14 protein-coding genes are annotated in these 16176 nt (G+C 41.5%); 6 read left to right on the top strand and 8 right to left on the bottom strand.

Annotated elements, in window-relative coordinates:
• Nucleotides 1-330: 330 nt before the first annotated feature.
• Nucleotides 331-885: a hypothetical protein gene (locus D1367_RS10550; RefSeq protein WP_118166424.1), complete on the bottom strand. Its 555-nt coding sequence runs from the start codon at nucleotides 883-885 to the stop codon at nucleotides 331-333.
• A gap of 192 nt (nucleotides 886-1077) precedes the next feature.
• On the opposite strand from D1367_RS10550, the gene D1367_RS10545 reads away from it, so the two are divergent.
• From D1367_RS10545 to D1367_RS10540, 3 genes are all read left to right on the top strand, one after another.
• Nucleotides 1078-1668: a thioredoxin family protein gene (locus D1367_RS10545; RefSeq protein WP_118166423.1), complete on the top strand. Its 591-nt coding sequence runs from the start codon at nucleotides 1078-1080 to the stop codon at nucleotides 1666-1668.
• Between the two features lie 414 nt (nucleotides 1669-2082).
• Nucleotides 2083-2250, top strand: a complete 168-nt coding sequence (locus D1367_RS30700; RefSeq protein ID WP_181985137.1) for a hypothetical protein — start codon at nucleotides 2083-2085, stop codon at nucleotides 2248-2250.
• A 377-nt stretch (nucleotides 2251-2627) separates the two neighbouring features.
• Nucleotides 2628-4133: an SIMPL domain-containing protein gene (locus D1367_RS10540; RefSeq protein WP_118166422.1), complete on the top strand. Its 1506-nt coding sequence runs from the start codon at nucleotides 2628-2630 to the stop codon at nucleotides 4131-4133.
• A 10-nt stretch (nucleotides 4134-4143) separates the two neighbouring features.
• On the opposite strand, the gene D1367_RS10535 is transcribed toward D1367_RS10540, so the two are convergent.
• The 5 genes from D1367_RS10535 to acsF form a co-directional block, all read right to left on the bottom strand.
• Nucleotides 4144-4374: a DUF6737 family protein gene (locus tag D1367_RS10535; protein ID WP_118166421.1), complete on the bottom strand. Its 231-nt coding sequence runs from the start codon at nucleotides 4372-4374 to the stop codon at nucleotides 4144-4146.
• A 610-nt stretch (nucleotides 4375-4984) separates the two neighbouring features.
• Nucleotides 4985-7021: an NAD-dependent DNA ligase LigA gene (gene ligA / locus D1367_RS10530; protein WP_118166420.1), complete on the bottom strand. Its 2037-nt coding sequence runs from the start codon at nucleotides 7019-7021 to the stop codon at nucleotides 4985-4987.
• Nucleotides 7022-7053: 32 nt separating this feature from the next.
• Complete coding sequence (locus D1367_RS32755; protein ID WP_276469599.1) at nucleotides 7054-7182, bottom strand: hypothetical protein; 129 nt, start codon at nucleotides 7180-7182, stop codon at nucleotides 7054-7056.
• Between the two features lie 245 nt (nucleotides 7183-7427).
• A complete protein-coding gene (locus D1367_RS10525; RefSeq protein ID WP_118166419.1) occupies nucleotides 7428-8492 on the bottom strand; it encodes a vWA domain-containing protein in 1065 nt (354 codons plus the stop codon).
• Nucleotides 8493-8760: 268 nt separating this feature from the next.
• Nucleotides 8761-9837 carry a magnesium-protoporphyrin IX monomethyl ester (oxidative) cyclase gene (gene acsF, locus D1367_RS10520; protein ID WP_118166418.1) on the bottom strand — a complete coding sequence of 359 codons (1077 nt, stop codon included), beginning with the start codon at nucleotides 9835-9837 and terminating at the stop codon, nucleotides 8761-8763.
• A 367-nt stretch (nucleotides 9838-10204) separates the two neighbouring features.
• Here acsF and D1367_RS10515 point away from each other — a divergent pair, with 367 nt between their 5' ends.
• Entirely contained in the window at nucleotides 10205-10699 is a 495-nt protein-coding gene (locus D1367_RS10515; RefSeq protein WP_118166417.1) for a TM2 domain-containing protein, read from the top strand.
• A 67-nt stretch (nucleotides 10700-10766) separates the two neighbouring features.
• On the opposite strand, the gene D1367_RS10510 is transcribed toward D1367_RS10515, so the two are convergent.
• Nucleotides 10767-11405, bottom strand: a complete 639-nt coding sequence (locus D1367_RS10510; protein ID WP_118166416.1) for a DUF2996 domain-containing protein — start codon at nucleotides 11403-11405, stop codon at nucleotides 10767-10769.
• A gap of 1388 nt (nucleotides 11406-12793) precedes the next feature.
• Here D1367_RS10510 and D1367_RS10505 point away from each other — a divergent pair.
• On the top strand, nucleotides 12794-13783 hold the full coding sequence (locus D1367_RS10505) for a water stress protein WSP1 (protein WP_118166415.1): 990 nt from the start codon (nucleotides 12794-12796) through the stop codon (nucleotides 13781-13783).
• Between the two features lie 177 nt (nucleotides 13784-13960).
• On the opposite strand, the gene D1367_RS30080 is transcribed toward D1367_RS10505, so the two are convergent.
• Nucleotides 13961-14485, bottom strand: a complete 525-nt coding sequence (locus D1367_RS30080; RefSeq protein WP_147337351.1) for a hypothetical protein — start codon at nucleotides 14483-14485, stop codon at nucleotides 13961-13963.
• Between the two features lie 544 nt (nucleotides 14486-15029).
• Between D1367_RS30080 and D1367_RS10500 the strand changes: the two genes are divergently transcribed.
• On the top strand, nucleotides 15030-15983 hold the full coding sequence (locus D1367_RS10500; RefSeq protein ID WP_181985136.1) for a water stress protein WSP1: 954 nt from the start codon (nucleotides 15030-15032) through the stop codon (nucleotides 15981-15983).
• Nucleotides 15984-16176: the final 193 nt, after the last annotated feature.

Here is a 16176-nt window from a genome sequence, read left to right as displayed (position 1 = left end):
CCTCAAAATGTATCATCTGTCACTAGATTTTCAAAGATTACACAATAACTTTATGGAAATTTAATATTACTTTTTATTCAGGAAAATTGCTAAACGTTAAGATGTTGTGGATCTATTGTTGAAAGCTAAAAAATTCTATGCATCTGGATTTACCACAACTGAAGTGCCATCGATTATTCATCTAATACAAGAAAATAGAGCCAACAAAAGTTGAAATATTTTTTGGATTTGCTGTAAATATTAGGTCTGCGCTAACGTAATTATTAATTAAGTTTTGTAACAGAGATTTAGACACCGCCACAAAACTTGCCGTAACTGAAACCTACAGAATTAATTAATCGCAGAATTAGCCATTTTTACCAAAGAAGTGCGATCGCCTGCTTTTAAACCAACAACATATTGCACACCCTGTTGTCTCCAAGTCAAGGTAGCATCTGAGCAATTAGCACCACAAGTAGAATCCACAAAATAGCCAGTGATGCCCTTAGCTAAAGATACAGGTTTACCAGTAAGGCGGGGTGTTTTGCGGGTTACAGCTTCAGCATAAACAACGCCCAAACGACAGGCAGTTCCACCAGTACAATCGGGACTGAAACCCAGTAAAATTTCGTACTTTTTTTGCGTAGCAGCTTCTATAATCGCGTAAATTGGATTTTCCCCATCCGACTCAGGAATAAACTTCGGCAATAGAATCCGAATCTGAGTCTTCTGCTTTAATTTGGGCAAAATAGATTTGAAAACTGGGTGTGGCTGAGTTTTACTCTGCTGTGCTATCAGTTGAGATTGGTTATTTACAGTAGCTATGGCTGACGTATGAAAGCTACCAACGCTGACTAATAAAAATACGGCACACACAGCACTGGTATAACTGATGCTTAAAATCATCTTTTAAAACCTATTTCATCTAAAGTACTTATTTGTAATACCCATTTTGAGTATCAAATTACATATTAAAAAGATGAAAAATTGCTAGGAAGTGGGGCTTTTGGCGAATTAGCTAAAGGTGGAGAGTTAAAGAGCGGTTGGAGTCAGCTAAACTAAAGAAGAAATTGCTTAATAAGTTTTAATAATTTTCTTATGAGTACTGATTCACCTGTTAATTCTCCCGATAAGTCTGAATCCAACTTCGGGAAGCGTTTGAGAAACTTTTTAATTGTAATGGTAGCGATCGCCCTTAGCGTTGCCCTCGTTTTAGGATTGCGAACTGAAACAACCTCGGCAACTCTAGCCAAGTTAAGTGATACGTCCACACCGCTAGAAGTAGCAATCAGCAACGGCAAACCATCTCTAGTAGAGTTTTATGCTGATTGGTGTACTGTCTGTCAGAAAATGGCACCAGATATCACTCAACTGGAAACAGAGTATGCTGACAAGATGAATTTTGTGATGCTGAATGTGGATAATACCAAGTGGCTACCAGAGATGTTGAAATATCGGGTAGATGGGATTCCCCATTTTGTATTTTTGAGTCAGCAAGGGGAAACCATAGCCCAAGCGATCGGCGATCAACCCCGGACGATTATGGCTAGCAACTTAGAAGCTTTAGTTACTGGTTCGTCTCTCCCTTATGCTCAAGCTAGCGGCAAAGTTTCCAAATTTTCAGCCCCAGTAGCACCAACGGCTAATCAAGATGATCCTCGCAGTCATGGCAGCCAAGTGGTAAATTAGCAGGACAGACACCGAGTTTTGCCGTTCCCTTCAGGCAATAGCTTTAAGAGTAGGGGTACAAAACTGAACTTACTTTTTCTCGCTACAGCAACGATTTCGACGTTTCCTTTTGCAAGTGCTTCTAATGCTTCGCCTTGGGCATCTTCTTGCCTTTTTTCACCATCTGCTTGAGCGATCGCTCTCGATCATCTCTGCACAGAAGCGCAGAGATGATTCGATATAGGAAAACTCAAAGCCTGGAGCTTAATTCTTTTTTCAGTAACTTCGCTTTATACCAATTAATTTGGTTTAAAGCAGCGATTGATACAGTTTTAGGGAACTCCAAAAAATAAATTATTCCACATTCAAGTCGTTGACTGTTGACTGTTGACTGAAAACTCGTGAACCGTCAACGGTCAACAGTGAACAATAGCAATGGAATATTTTTTTACTTGGAAGTCCCTTAGTAATCGGTTTCAGCTTTTCGGCGTACCAGATGGTAACAGTGCCTTAATTGCTACAATTATGGCCCTCTTAAATTCGACAAACTTGTTACGTAATCAGGACTTACGCAGTACAATTATTTCGTTGAGTTGGGCATAGGCAATGGGGCATCGGTGAATTTTCTATGCCCAATGCCCGATGACCAATGTCCAGCCCAAACCCTTGATTTTTCGTTACTGATGCGTAAGTCCTAGTAATATTAAGTCGCAGATGGCTTTAAAAGATTGTCTGCTAACATGTCAGCATTGCGTTTTATACCGCCTTTTCTAGCTGCTGGAATCAGTCCCCATAGCAATTCCCACTGCGGCGATGAAAGTTAATTAGGTACGGTGGATTCATGTCTCTCGTCACGCTGTCATCCTTAAGTATTTTTTCTACTGAGAGGATATCGGTGAGTGAGCTTTCTTACTTTTCAGACATCCTCTAAGATTAAAACATCAACAGGTTTCAAACATCATTTAAGCAAGGAGAATAAGATGGCTAACACAAATAATCTCACAGTTGTGAGTGAGCAGGCTCTTGTGATCATCGCTCCCCTGACTGGTAGCACTAATCCAAACACTGCTCCTGCTCAGATATTGGAAGTCACTGGTCAAGGAGAGGTAACGGTTCCCACTACTTTAACTGAGGTTCAATTGGGGATTCAAGTAGAGGGAAAAACCGCAACCGAAGTTCAAGAAGAAGTTGCTCGACGTTCAACAGCAGTAGTTGATGTGCTGCAAAAGCTTGGGGCGCAAGAACTTCAAACTACATCTATTCAACTAAACCCCGTCTTTAGCTTTGAAAATAATACTCAAACCCTAATCGGCTTTAGAGGAGTCAACACACTTCAGTTTGAGTTACCAACAGATAGAGCTGGAGGAGCAATTGACACAGCTATCCAAGCAGGTGCGAATCTAATACAGAATATAAACTTTACTGCCTCAGACGAAGCATTGCAGCAGGCACGCTTGCAGGTTCTTAGCGAAGCTGTTAAAGACGCCCAAGCTCAGGCTAATGCAGTTTTTAGTACCTTGCAGTTAACCCCCGGAAAGATTATTGACATTGATATTAACTCAGCTGCCAATCCTAGCCCATCTCCTTTGGTGTTTGAAGCAGCAAATAGGGCGTCTTTTGCAGCAGATACTACAACTCCTATAATTGGTAGCCCTCAGACGATAGAAGCTAGCGTTTCTCTAGATATCGGTTATTCTCCGAATTCAGCAGGCACTCTCGCTTCGGCTACTGATAATCTCACCGGTGCGATTAAGCAGGCTCTTGGGATTATCGATCCCCTGACTGGTAGCACTAATCCAAACACTGCTCAGATATTGGAAGTCACCGGTCAAGGAAAGGTCAGTGTTCCCACTACCTTAACTGAGGTTCAATTGGGGATTCAAGTAGAGGGAAAAACCGCAACCGAAGTTCAAGAAGAAGTTGCTCAACGTTCAACAGCAGTAGTTGATGCGCTGCAAAAGCTTGGGGCGCAAGAACTTCAAACTACATCTATTCAACTAAACCCCGTCTATAGCTTTGAAAATAATACTCAAACCCTAACTGGCTTTAGAGGAGTCAACACACTTCAGTTTGAGTTACCAACAGATAGAGCCGGAGGAGCAATTGACACAGCTATCCAAGCAGGCGCAAATCTAATACAGAATATAAGCTTCACTGCCTCAGACGAAGCATTGCAGCAGGCACGCTTGCAGGTTCTTAGCGAAGCTGTTAAAGACGCCCAAGCTCAGGCTAATGCAGTTTTTAGCACCTTGCAGTTAACCCCCGGAAAGATTATTGACATTGATATTAACTCAGCTGCCAATCCTAGCCCATCTCCTTTGGAGTTTAATCTAGTAGCAGATAGAGCTTTTGCAGCAGGTAGTACAACTCCTTTAATTGGTGGCCCTCTGACGATAGAAGCTAGTGTTTCTCTAGATATTGCTTATTCTTCAGCTTCAGCAGGTACTCTCGATCTAGCTACTTATGGATTGCAGCAATCTACTTAATCCTCATTCCTTAGTCCTTATACGACTCCAAAATCCCACTGCGAATCATTAGTTGTGGCCAAAACAACACAAAAAATCCCATCCATATCATTACAGGGATAGAGAGGAGAACTGTTAGCCAGATAGTTTTAAATAGTAACCAACTACCACCAATCAGAGTTACACCTGTGAGAACTATAGACCAAGGCTGACACCACCAAGGTTTGTAGTTCCACGGGCTTATGGGCTTTTCTTCAGACATTGGTTTTATTTTAGTAAAGTTCCAAATTTTTCAGAACAGCTTGCCATCTTTATCAATCTTAAAGTGAAACGGTATAAGGGAACTCCAAAAAATAAATTATTCCACATTCAAGTCGTTGACTGTTGACTGTTGACTGTTGACTGTTGGCTGAAAACTCGTGAACCGTCAACGGTCAACAGTGAACAATAGCAATGGAATATTTTTTTACTTGGAAGTCCCTAAGACGGTAAAGTTATATATCTTGCACCTGTCCATTTTCCCGCCAGAGAATAAATTCCGAGGCGGGATAGAAACGCAGTGCGAGATTTATTAATTAACGTGATGTGCAACTTATCCTTAAAATCCCGCTTTCATTCCTCTCCCCCACTCCTGAGAAGCTTTGATTCTTGCTCCCCAACGCTAGTAGGGAAGGGGTTGGGGGTTAGGTCTGAGAGAAAGTTGCACACGGCGTTAATAATTAATAAAGATATGGCTGCGACAAAACTTGTGTATACACGGTAGCCTTAAAAAGAGGGTTAGGGAAAATCAAGGCTAAAGCCAAGCGTAATAAACGTTAACAATTAATTCTGTCTGGTTACTTAATGAGTATGACGGGTTTGCCAGATATACATCAATCCTCAAGCATCTCTAACAACTGCACCTCGCTTAATTGCGTAATTCCCAACGAGACTGCTTTTTCTAATTTAGAACCTGCATCTTCTCCTACTACCAAATAATCTGTTTTTTTACTCACTGATTCAGTCACTTTTCCACCAGCTTTTTGAATCAAAGCTTTCGCTTCATCTCGCTTTAAGGTTGGCAATGTTCCCGTAATTACAAAAGTTTTACCTGCAAACTTTTGATTAACATCACCAACTGTTTTTGTTTCCTCCGTGGCAGCTAATTGTAATCCTTCTGCTTGTAAACGTTCTATTAACCTTTGGTTGGCATCAATCCGAAACCACTGGTACACAGATTGGGCAATTTCAGCACCGATACCGTAAATTCCTTCAATATCTGATTGCTTTGCTGTAGCTAACTGGTCTACAGTGAAATATTTCTGAGTCAACAATTGGGCATTCACACTGCCAACGTGACGGATGCCTAAACCATACAATACCCTTGACCAAGGTTGGTTTTTCGATTGAGCGATCGCATCCACTAATTTCTCTGCCGACTTTTCCCCCATCCTTTCTAATGCACACAATTTGTTTTCTGTCAACTCATACAAATCGGCAACGGAATGCACCAAACCTTTATCAACGAGTTGATGCACCAGCTTTTCGCCTAAACCTTTAATATCCAAGGCATCACGACTTACCCAATGTTCAATGGAACCTTTGAGAATCGCTGCACAGGAAGCATTGACGCACCGAGTTACCGCCTCACCTGATTCTCGCACCACTGGTTGACCACAGACTGGGCAATGGGTGGGCATAACGAAAGGTTCAGTGTCAGAGGGACGGAGTTCTTTTAGTACCCTCAGCACTTCTGGGATGATTTCTCCCGCTTTGCGGACAATCACAGTATCGCCAATGCGGATGTCTAATTGAGTAATGCGATCGCTATTGTGTAAAGTCGCGCGAGAAACTGTTGTCCCCGCCAGTTGCACCGGGCGCATCTCGGCTAACGGCGTTAACGCTCCCGTTCGTCCGACATTTACAGCAATATTTTCTACACGGGTGGGTGCTTCTTCGGCTGCGTACTTTAGAGCTACTGCCCAGCGAGGGAATTTCTGCGTAAACCCTAGCTGTTCTTGAAGTTTAAAAGAATTCAGCTTTACTACTACCCCATCAGTCATGTAGGGTAAATTCAGCCGTTCCGTATCCCAGTATTCATAATATTTTGCCACTTCTGCGATCGAGGCACACAGTTTGTGGTTGGGGTTGACTCGAAAACCCATCTTTTTTAATAACTCCAATGCTTCCCATTGGGTATTGGCAATACTGGCGTCATCTCTACCAGGAATGTGCAAGGTGTAGCCAAAGAAATCTAATCGCCGTTTAGCGACAATACGCGAGTCTAGTTGCCTGAGTGTACCAGCTGCGGCATTACGAGGATTGGCAAATAATTGCTCACCTGCTTTTTGTCTTTCCTCGTTAATTTGTTTAAACACTTCCAACGGTAAAAACGCCTCGCCGCGTACTTCCACCCTTTCTAGAATTTCTAACCCTTCAAAATTCAAACGTAAGGGAATTGAGCGAATTGTCCGCACATTTTGGGTGATATCTTCACCCGTCGCCCCATCACCCCTAGTTGCACCCCTTACTAGAATGCCATCTTGATAGGTAAGAGCCAAAGCAGAACCATCAATTTTGAGTTCACTGACATATTCCACCGAATCTATTTTCGGTAGTTGTCGCCGCCAACGCTGCTCCCAGGCTTGCAACTCATCGATATTAAATGCATTCTCCAGACTGTATAGCGGGATATTATGCCGCACCGAGGTAAACTGCGTATGCTTAAGCTCACCCACGCGCTGAGTCGGACTATCAGGTGCTGTCAATTCTGGATATTGAATTTCCAGTTGTTGCAATTCTCGATATAGCTGGTCATAGACTGCATCCTCCATAATTGGAGCATCTAAAACGTAATAAGCGAAGCTTGCTTGTTGCAATAACTGGCGCAATTCTTCTGTGCGCTTTACTTCCGGCTTAATCTGTGTCATTAGAATAATTACAAAATATCTAGAAATAAAATTTAAACATGATCAAACCTGCTTTTGCGGTTAATTGTGATGGTAGCTGGATTTGAGCCAAGCTGTACTACAGACTTTTCCAGGTTATCGAATTTAATGCCAATCGTCCCATCCATCGGTAGACTTAACATTTTATGTGTAGCGCTCCCTGACTTCTCATTTGCGTCAGGTACACCCTTAGGGGCACGGCACCGCCGTGCCCTTACACCCTGCGATATCGATATAATGTTGTACCGCGTCTGAATGGGAACCGCTATAACTGGGTTTTAGAGACGCGTTAGCGTAGCGGGACGAAGTACAATTTCGCGTCTCTACAGGGTTTTGGTAACAAACTAATCAATCAAAACTTATGAGACAGACCAGTAGTCGTTGGCATTTAGCGATCCCAGTCTTCGACTTCATATAAAAATCGAGTTTTGCCAATCAGTTTACGATTAGCAGAGGTACTTTGGACAAACACAACATACTTTTCTAGGTTACTCGGTTTAATCCGAATCGTTGCATCCATCGGTAGACCTAATATTTCTCGTGCAGCCCCTCCTTCAAATAAATCACCCGTTACCCGCTCCATTAAGATAATTTCTTTTTGAGCCTGGATAGTTTCTGTTTTTGTGAATTCGTAGAAACCCCGCCCAACTTTAAAACTCAAACCATTTTCCAATACAAACGCTTTAATTGAAATATCTTGTTCAACCTCTAAAATCTGGAAACGTCCTGGATAAACTGCCCGTAAATCAGCCGATTCGTAATAGGATGTTGCTTCCCGGTTCATCATAGTGTTAAATATTTTATTTAACCCACGGCTCATGCGTCCTTGATCAATTACTTCTTGTTCATAAGCTTGTAGCTGATCGGTAGAAGATTGTTGGTAGCAAACTGCTAAAAACAAGTCACTAATATACGAAAACTGGTCTAAGTTGATATGAAAACCGCCAGACTTTTCTGCAAGTTCTTGATAAAAAGGAGTAGCATGAGGGCGATTGAGTGCTTGAACTCCGTAAACTGTAATTTCTGCCTCAGCTAATTTATCTAACTCTTTGCGCCAATTTAGTTTTTTAGGATTGTGGGCTGGAGGATGGGGAATATCATCGCCAATCAAAACCAGTGATTTTGTTGCTGACTTTGACCAAGATAAAGATTGGGATTCATGTAATACTAATTCGTAACATTCTGGTGCATCTCCGCCACCAGTAGGCTCGACATTTTGCACAAAATCACAGATAGCATCAACATCACCGGATATATTAAATATTTTGGTGACATAAGTTGAACCTGCATCGCAGTAGTCACCATGAGCAATAATCCCAATCCGAATTAAGGGAATTTCGTCTATCAGTCTGGTAACGGTATTTTTGATTTTTCGCCGTACCTGGGTAAGGCAAGGGTACATACTCCCAGTTGTATCAAAACTGAAAACAATCTCAATATTATTACTTGTCATCCGCTTACCTAAATTAATATTTAATTTTTAACTTACAAAATTACAAATGGCACGCAATCATGGTTAAAAATTTTACAGGTAAGCCCCCAATTATCATTGCTCACCGAGGGTGAAGTCCTCTCAAGAGGCTCATAGCTGAAGTCTTCTTTAGAAGACTGAGCAAGGATTTTAGTAGCGATCGCACTACTAATGACCTGTAATATTTAAGACAAAAAAAGTGGCTCTGCAATCAGCAGAACCACTAAAGCTTTCGCAAACCTGTTATAACTTAACGAACTGCCCCTTGAGCAGAAACAGTATCAATCGGTTTCATCAGGTACAGCCGCAATAACTGCCAGCCACTGGAGATGTAAAGCGGCAGTTTTTGGAAGATTTGCAGGAATTTGGGAGTGCTAGAGTTAGCGATCGCACCCAGCTTCTCGTTATTGCTTATACAAGTATCCAAGCGTTCATAAAACTCTGGATTCTCTACATCCAGCATCAATGGGAACACTCGACCTGCGTTTTCGTTAGTCTTCTTAATTACATGGATGTCGTATTCTCGCGCATCCAATCCAAGGGTGGCATAAAAGTCCTTGCGTTGGATGTCATTGAGATACATTGTCGCAAACACCGACAACAAGAAGAACCGACTCCACAGCCGTGCTTTCCAGTCATTCAATATTTGCGGCTGGGATTTCATGATCGCATCAAAGAAATCGCCGTGACGGTTTTCATCCTGACACCAGTTCTCAAAGAACCGGAAGATTGGATAAACCCGGTCTTCGGGATGTGCTTCTAAATGGCGATAAATAGTGATATAGCGCCAATAACCGATCTTCTCAGAAAGATAAGTAGCGTAGAAGATGAATTTCGGTTTAAAGAAGGTATAACTGCGACTCTTAGTCAAAAACCCTAAATCTAGGGACAGATTAAAGTCCGACAAAGCTTTGTTCAAAAAGCCAGCGTGACGTGCTTCATCCCGTGACATCAGGTTAAAACACTCTGCCAAGACGGGGCTTTTGTCTTTCAAGCGACGGCCAAGTTCTTTATACAGCAAAAAGCCAGAAAACTCAGCCGTACAGGAACGTTCTAGAAACTCAACGAACAACCGACGAGTTTCCCCGTCAATATGATCCCAGGATTGTTCAAACTCGGCATCTCGAACAAAGTGATGGCGGTTGTAGTCAGTGCGGAACTCTTCGAGAATGGCTTGTAACTCGTCTTCATTGACGGAAATATCCATCCGCGCCATTTCATCAAAATCGGTAGTATAAAACCGAGGTGTTAACAGGGTTTCTTTTGCCGGGACTTTAATCCCTGGCCGGATTTCTTCAAAGCCTGGTTTTTTGAGGGAATCTACCATGTCTTGATTGCTCTTTCGTCTTTATTATCTTAAGTAGACCAGAAAGCCAAGGTTAAAGCTCTGGCAAGGCGTAACAGCCCACAATAATCCAATTGTATAAAGTTCAGTCTACCAAGGTACGGGTTAGAAATTTGTAAGCAAAAGATTAAGAGTTGCAACAATCATTCAATGTTTACGGAACCAAGAATCGCTGACTAGTAGTCAAATAAACGTAGTTCAGCGATCAGCACTGTTTAGATCAAGTGGAGTAGTACGCACTTCTTGTATTCTAAAAGCACTGCTATCTCAGTAATTTTCTGTGGTTTTTACTACAATATGGAAAACCCATCTTAGGCAACAAGAGTAAATCCAAAGGGTTGAAAACGAGATGAATCTTGAAAACAATCAGCATAAAGACCGACTTCTTGTCTCTTACATCTTGTGTGCAGCAGTCTTTTTCGGATTAGGAGGACTGCACCGTTTCTACAATGGCAAGATTGGGACTGGTTTGTTGTGGCTGTTGACCGGTGGTGTGTTTGGTATAGGGCAGTTGGTGGATTTGTTTTTCATCCCCAACATGGTTGACGAATACGAAAACAACCTGAGATTAAAAGCGGGTGTGTCTCCCTTTGGTGTGCCCTTAAATCAAGCAGTGGTTGCTTCTCAAGTCCACCGCCCAACAGGCAACCAACTCATGATTAAACTGATTGAAGCGGCAGAAAGCAAGGGTGGTATTTTAACTGTGACTCAAGGCGTAAAGTTTACGGGAGCTAGCTTTGCTGAAGTGGAAGCTACTCTGAACGAGATGTACAAATCAGGTTACGTAAAAATAGATAACGACCCCAATACTGGAGCCGTTATCTACCATTTCCATGAACTTTAAATAAAATAGTCCTTTGTCATTTGTCCTTTGTCTTTTCTTAAAAAAACCAATGACTAATGACCAATGACTAATTTATACCTAACCACTTTTGACCGTCCAAGCGCTGAACTAAGCCAAATACTAACAAATCAAGGGTAGTTTTGCGCTCATCAATTAAGAAGGACTCAAGAGTGCTAGGTTTTTTGCCTTCATTACAGGAAAATCCCTTTTTCCCTTGAATATCTTCTTCTGGGAAATAGAGGTTAAACTGACGCAGACCAATTTCTTTCCAACTGCCGATAATTTGCCAGCATTCTTCGGCAGATTCAAAACCAGTGATTGGAACTTTCTGCTTGGCAAAAGACACCTGTAAATCTTTCACGCCTTGTTGAGCGATCGCTTTTTGTAAAGCTGGCAAGTAGTCTTGCTCGATGAACTCTACAAATGGCTTATCCTCAACAGCTGGGGCTTTTTCCTTTTTGGCGGCTTTAGCTGCGGGTTTTTCTCCTGTTGCGGCGGCTGCGGGTTTTTCGCGCTTAGGTGATGCAGCATTAGGGTTATCTTCGGGGTTTGCAGCTTTCGGATCTGGCGCGTTAGCAGTAGGAAGGTCTGTAGCTTCCGGTGAGTCTGTACTAGGAGCGTGTTCTTCAGCCACACTGGGAGCTTGCTTGTCAACTGTGCTGGGAGCTACTTCTCCCGCTTGATTGTGATTGGTTGGGTCTGCCATTGCTCAGGTCAATCCTTTAATCTAGCTTTTGGAGCGATCGCTCACCTTGATGTATCGGGTATTTTTATTTTGACATACTAATGCAGCAGGGCAAAAATAACTGTGCAGTTAGAAATTTGTTAAACCAAATAATATATATAGATGCACATAACAAGATACCCCAGTATTCCCGCCGATGCCTTGGGGGGTAAATATATGCACCCTCTCAAATAATTGGTATAAAACTAGACCAACATTTTGATTGCGTTTAGGTTGCGATGTCAGACAACAAGCCCGAAACAACGGAAACGTCTTGGCTTTGCGCTGTGCGTTTATGCCCTAGCAAAAGTCTGATTTAGTCCCAATACAGTTCAGTTAAGGATTTGTGGTACTGATTTTAAACCTGTAGAGACGCGAAATTTCGCGTCTTTACCAAGGTTTTTGGGCTTAACTGAACGGTATTGGATTTAGTCCTCCACAAAAGGCATTAAAACAATTCGCAATTCGCAATTCGCAATTCGCAATTACGTTTTGTGACGGGGATTTATACCCCGACACTTTCACGCGCTGCCTGTCTTGCTGGGGACTTAAACCCCCAAAGTTCGTTAAAGTTCTTGCAGAGTCAGGTTAAAGGGCAAAGGAGAAGAGATGAGATTTTCTTTTTACCTTTGTCGTTTAACCTTTTTTTATTCTTTTTGTTAAAGGTACTCTCAAGTGAACAGGACTAAGATTTACGCACTGTACAAATTAATCATGATATGCATTTACCACAATACGTTTTTTCAGGCTTTTATTGATCATTTTTTGATGGTAAATACACCCGCAATCTAGGGGTAATTAATAAATTAACCCTAAGATAGATGTGTTTTTAAAACATCTGCATTTGGTATTTACTTTTAATGCGTAAGTCCTAATGCCAATAGCGATCGCCTGCGAAGATTAAATCGTTTAATAGCTATTAAAACAGTCGAGTGATGCTTACATAAGTGAGTAAAAATAATCAGTAGCTACTAAACTTTAACCGAGATATCATCAAATCTTAACATCAGTCAAATATAGTGTTAATAAGATCATCTCAAATACAGCTTTTAACCTTAAACTTTGACTTTGAATCGGCAAATCAAAGATCCTTTTCTCTTTATTCATTGAGCAAATAGTAACTACAACGGTATTGAGTTAAGTTGTCTTAGCCTGTTTCCGGACAAAGGTTTAGTAGTGTTTCAATTTTGCAAGCTTATAGGCTATATAAGCAAAATTAAATGCAGACTATTTTTAACTTTTAGCCTGCAAAGGTTAGCTTTGTTAGTGTCGTTAAAGACTTTTAGCCAGATAGCAATTTGCACATTTGGAATGCTGCATATTTGGAATGTTCTCAAAAGTTTAACAGTTTGAATAAGGAGACAGTTATCATGGTTCTTTACGGCTATACCATTGGAGAAGATAGTAACCCTAACACTAGTGGAAATCAACTTCCCGTTTACCGCTTTTTGATCCCTTCTGCACCTACAGGTTCTATTGCTGCCACATTAGTAGGTACAGTCGATATTACAAGTACTGCTGCCACACGCATAGACCTAGAAGGTTTGGCAACGAACCCCACCACCGGAAGGGTAAGTGCAGTTAACGAAGCACGGGTCACGGGTACTACAACAGCAATTGATCCAGCTGTTATTGTCGTTAATAATGTAGATGTGCCTTTTGCTCCAGCCACGGTTTCACCAACCCGTACACCATCTGACTTACGTCGTTTTGGATTTGAGTCAGGTGCTGACTTTGATGGTAATACTCTATACAACATTTCAGGGAATCCTGTTACCGCAAATGGGACAGTAGGAAGCTCTCTTTATAGAATTACCACAGCTAACTCTGGAACTATTAGCCTTGTAGCCGCAGCACCTACTGCTGCACAAACACAAGGAACTCAACCTACCAACCCTGGAAAGTATGCAGATGGATTAGCTATCGATAATCTTAATCCTGGCCCTACTCGTGCTTTTGCTAGCGATTTCGATAACAGAGATGAAATTGCGTCCGACAACACTAAGAACAACCTTTACAAAGTAGATTTGCTCACTGGTGAGCTATCTGAGCCGATTGTGCTTAGAACTCCTTCAGGGGAAAATTTGAATGTCACCACAACTTCTGGAATTGGATTAGATTCTGGTTTGGCATTTACTAACAGTGGATCTCAAAGATTGTTGGCTTTGCTGGAAAATGGCGCTGTCTATGAGATCACAGGCTACCAAGATGAACTTGCTGCATCAGGTCTAGGTTTAGGTAGTGCTACTGGTACTAATGGTGCTGGCTTTGCAACCGCCACCTTAATTGGTAACGTTAATTTACCAAATGCTGTGAGTGGAGCCATTGATTATGAAGGCTTTACGATTGTTAATGAATAACAGTCGTTAGGATACTCTTTCTTCAACTCTTGTAAATACTACTTTTACAAGAGTTGAAGAACGGAGTTAAAGATAAAAAAAGTTTTATTTGCTAAACTACCTGTAATTTTTGTAGAGACTAACTGGATTTTATTTTGAAATTTATTCTATCCTCTAACCCTTTTTTAATTCTTTTTGTTAAAGGTGCTTTGAAGTGAACAGAACAATAGCGATCGCCTCCAAGGTGCTTTGAAGTGAACACAACAGTAGCGATCGCCTCCAAGATACTTTGAAGTGAACACAACAGTAGCGATCGCCTCCAAGATGCTTTGAAGTGAACAGAACAATAGCGATCGCCTCCAAGGTGCTTTGAAGTGAACACAACAGTAGCGATCGCCTCCAAGGTGCTTTGAAGTGAACACAACAGTAGCGATCGCCTCCAAGGTGCTTTGAAGTGAACACAACAGTAGCGATCGCCTCCAAGGTGCTTTGAAGTGAACACAACAGTAGCGATCGCCTCCAAGATGCTTTGAAGTAAACAGAACAATAGCGATCGCCTCCAAGGTGCTTTGAAGTGAACACAACAGTAGCGATCGCCTCCAAGGTGCTTTGAAGTGAACAGAACAATAGCGATCGCCTCCAAGATGCTTTGAAGTGAACAGAACAGTAGCGATCGCCTCCAAGATGCTTTGAAGTGAACAGAACAGTAGCGATCGCCTCCAAGGTGCTTTGAAGTGAACAGAACAGTAGCGATCGCCTGCGAAGATTAAATCGTTTAATAGCTATTAAAACAGTCGAGTGATGCTTGCATCAGTAAGTAAAAATAATCAGTAGTTACTAAATTTTAACCAAAATATTATTTTAACCAAAATATTATGAAATCTTAACATTACTTCAATATAGTATTAGCAAGATAATTCCAAATGCAGTTTTTAACCTAAAAATTTGACTTTGAATCGGCAAATTAAACACCCTTTTCTCTTTGTTCATTGAGTAAATAGTCAGTAGAACAGTATTGAGTTAAGTTGTCTTAGTCTGTTTACAGTCAAAGGTCTAATAGTGTTTCAATTTTGCAAGCTTATAGGCTATATAAGCAAAGTTAAGATAATACAAGTAATACAAGCTAGTTTTAACTTTTAGCCTGCAAAGGTTAGCTTTGTTTGTGTCGTTAAAGACTTTTAGCCAGATAGCAATTTGCACATTTGGAATGCTGCATATTTGGAATGTTCCTAAAATTTTAACAGGTTTCAATAAGGAGAAAATTCTCATGGCTCTTTACGGCTATACCATTGGAGAAGATCGTGACGGCAACGCTAATAATGGCAAGCAACTTGACGTTTACCGCTTTTTGATACCTTCGGCACTTACAACTTCACCTATTGCTCCCACACTAGTAGGTACAGTCAATCTTCCAGCTAATGCTACTACCGCCGATCTAGAAGGTTTGGGAACTAACCCCATTACCGGAAGGGTAGGTGCGGTTAACGAAGCACGCGTCACTGGTCCTACAACACCAATTGATCCAACTGTTACTGTAGTTAATAATGTAGATCAACCTTTTGCTTCAGCCACGACCTCACCAACCCGTACACCATCTGACCTACGTCGTTTTGGATTTGAGTCAGGTGCTGACTTTGCTGGTAATACTCTATACAACATTTCAGGGAATCCGAATCCCGCAAATGGGCCAGTAGGAAGCTCTCTTTATAGAATTACCACAGCTAACCCTGGAACTATTAACCTTGTAGCCGCAGCACCTACTGCTGCACAAAGACAAGGAACTCAACCTACCAACCCTCAATATGCCGATGGATTAGCTATCGACAATCTCAATCCTGGTAGTCGCGCTCTTGCTAGCGATTTCACCACTCGTGATGGAGATGGAGCGCAACTTTACAAAGTCGATTTGCTCACTGGTCAGCTATCTGCGCCGATTGCTTTGAGAACTCCTTCTGGGGAAGCTCTGAATGTAAACGGAGATTCTGGGTTGTCATTTACTAACTTCGGTTCTCAAAGATTGATCGGTTGGCTGGAAAGTGGCGCTGTCTATGAGATCACAGGCTACCAAGATGAACTTGCTGCATCAGGTCTAGGTTTAGGCAGTACTGGTGGTACTAATGGTGCTGGCTTTGCAACCGCCACCTTACTTGGTACCGTTAATTTACCAAGTGCTGCAAGTGGAGCCATTGATTATGAAGGCTTTACGATTGTTAATGAATAACAGTCGTTAGGATACTCTTTCTTCAACTCTTGTAAATACTACTTTTACAAGAGTTGAAGAACGGAGCTAAAGATAAAAAAGTTTTATTTGCCAAACTAATTGTACTTTTTGTAGAGACTAACTGTATTTTGTTTTGAAATTTATTCTATCCTCTAACCTTTTTTTAATTATTTTTGTTAGACGTACTTTGAAG

Origin of the sequence: Nostoc sphaeroides (assembly GCF_003443655.1) — a bacterium.
Lineage (GTDB): Bacteria > Cyanobacteriota > Cyanobacteriia > Cyanobacteriales > Nostocaceae > Nostoc > Nostoc sphaeroides.
Note: the sequence above shows the minus strand (reverse complement) of the source record. Positions and strands in the feature narration are given on the sequence as shown.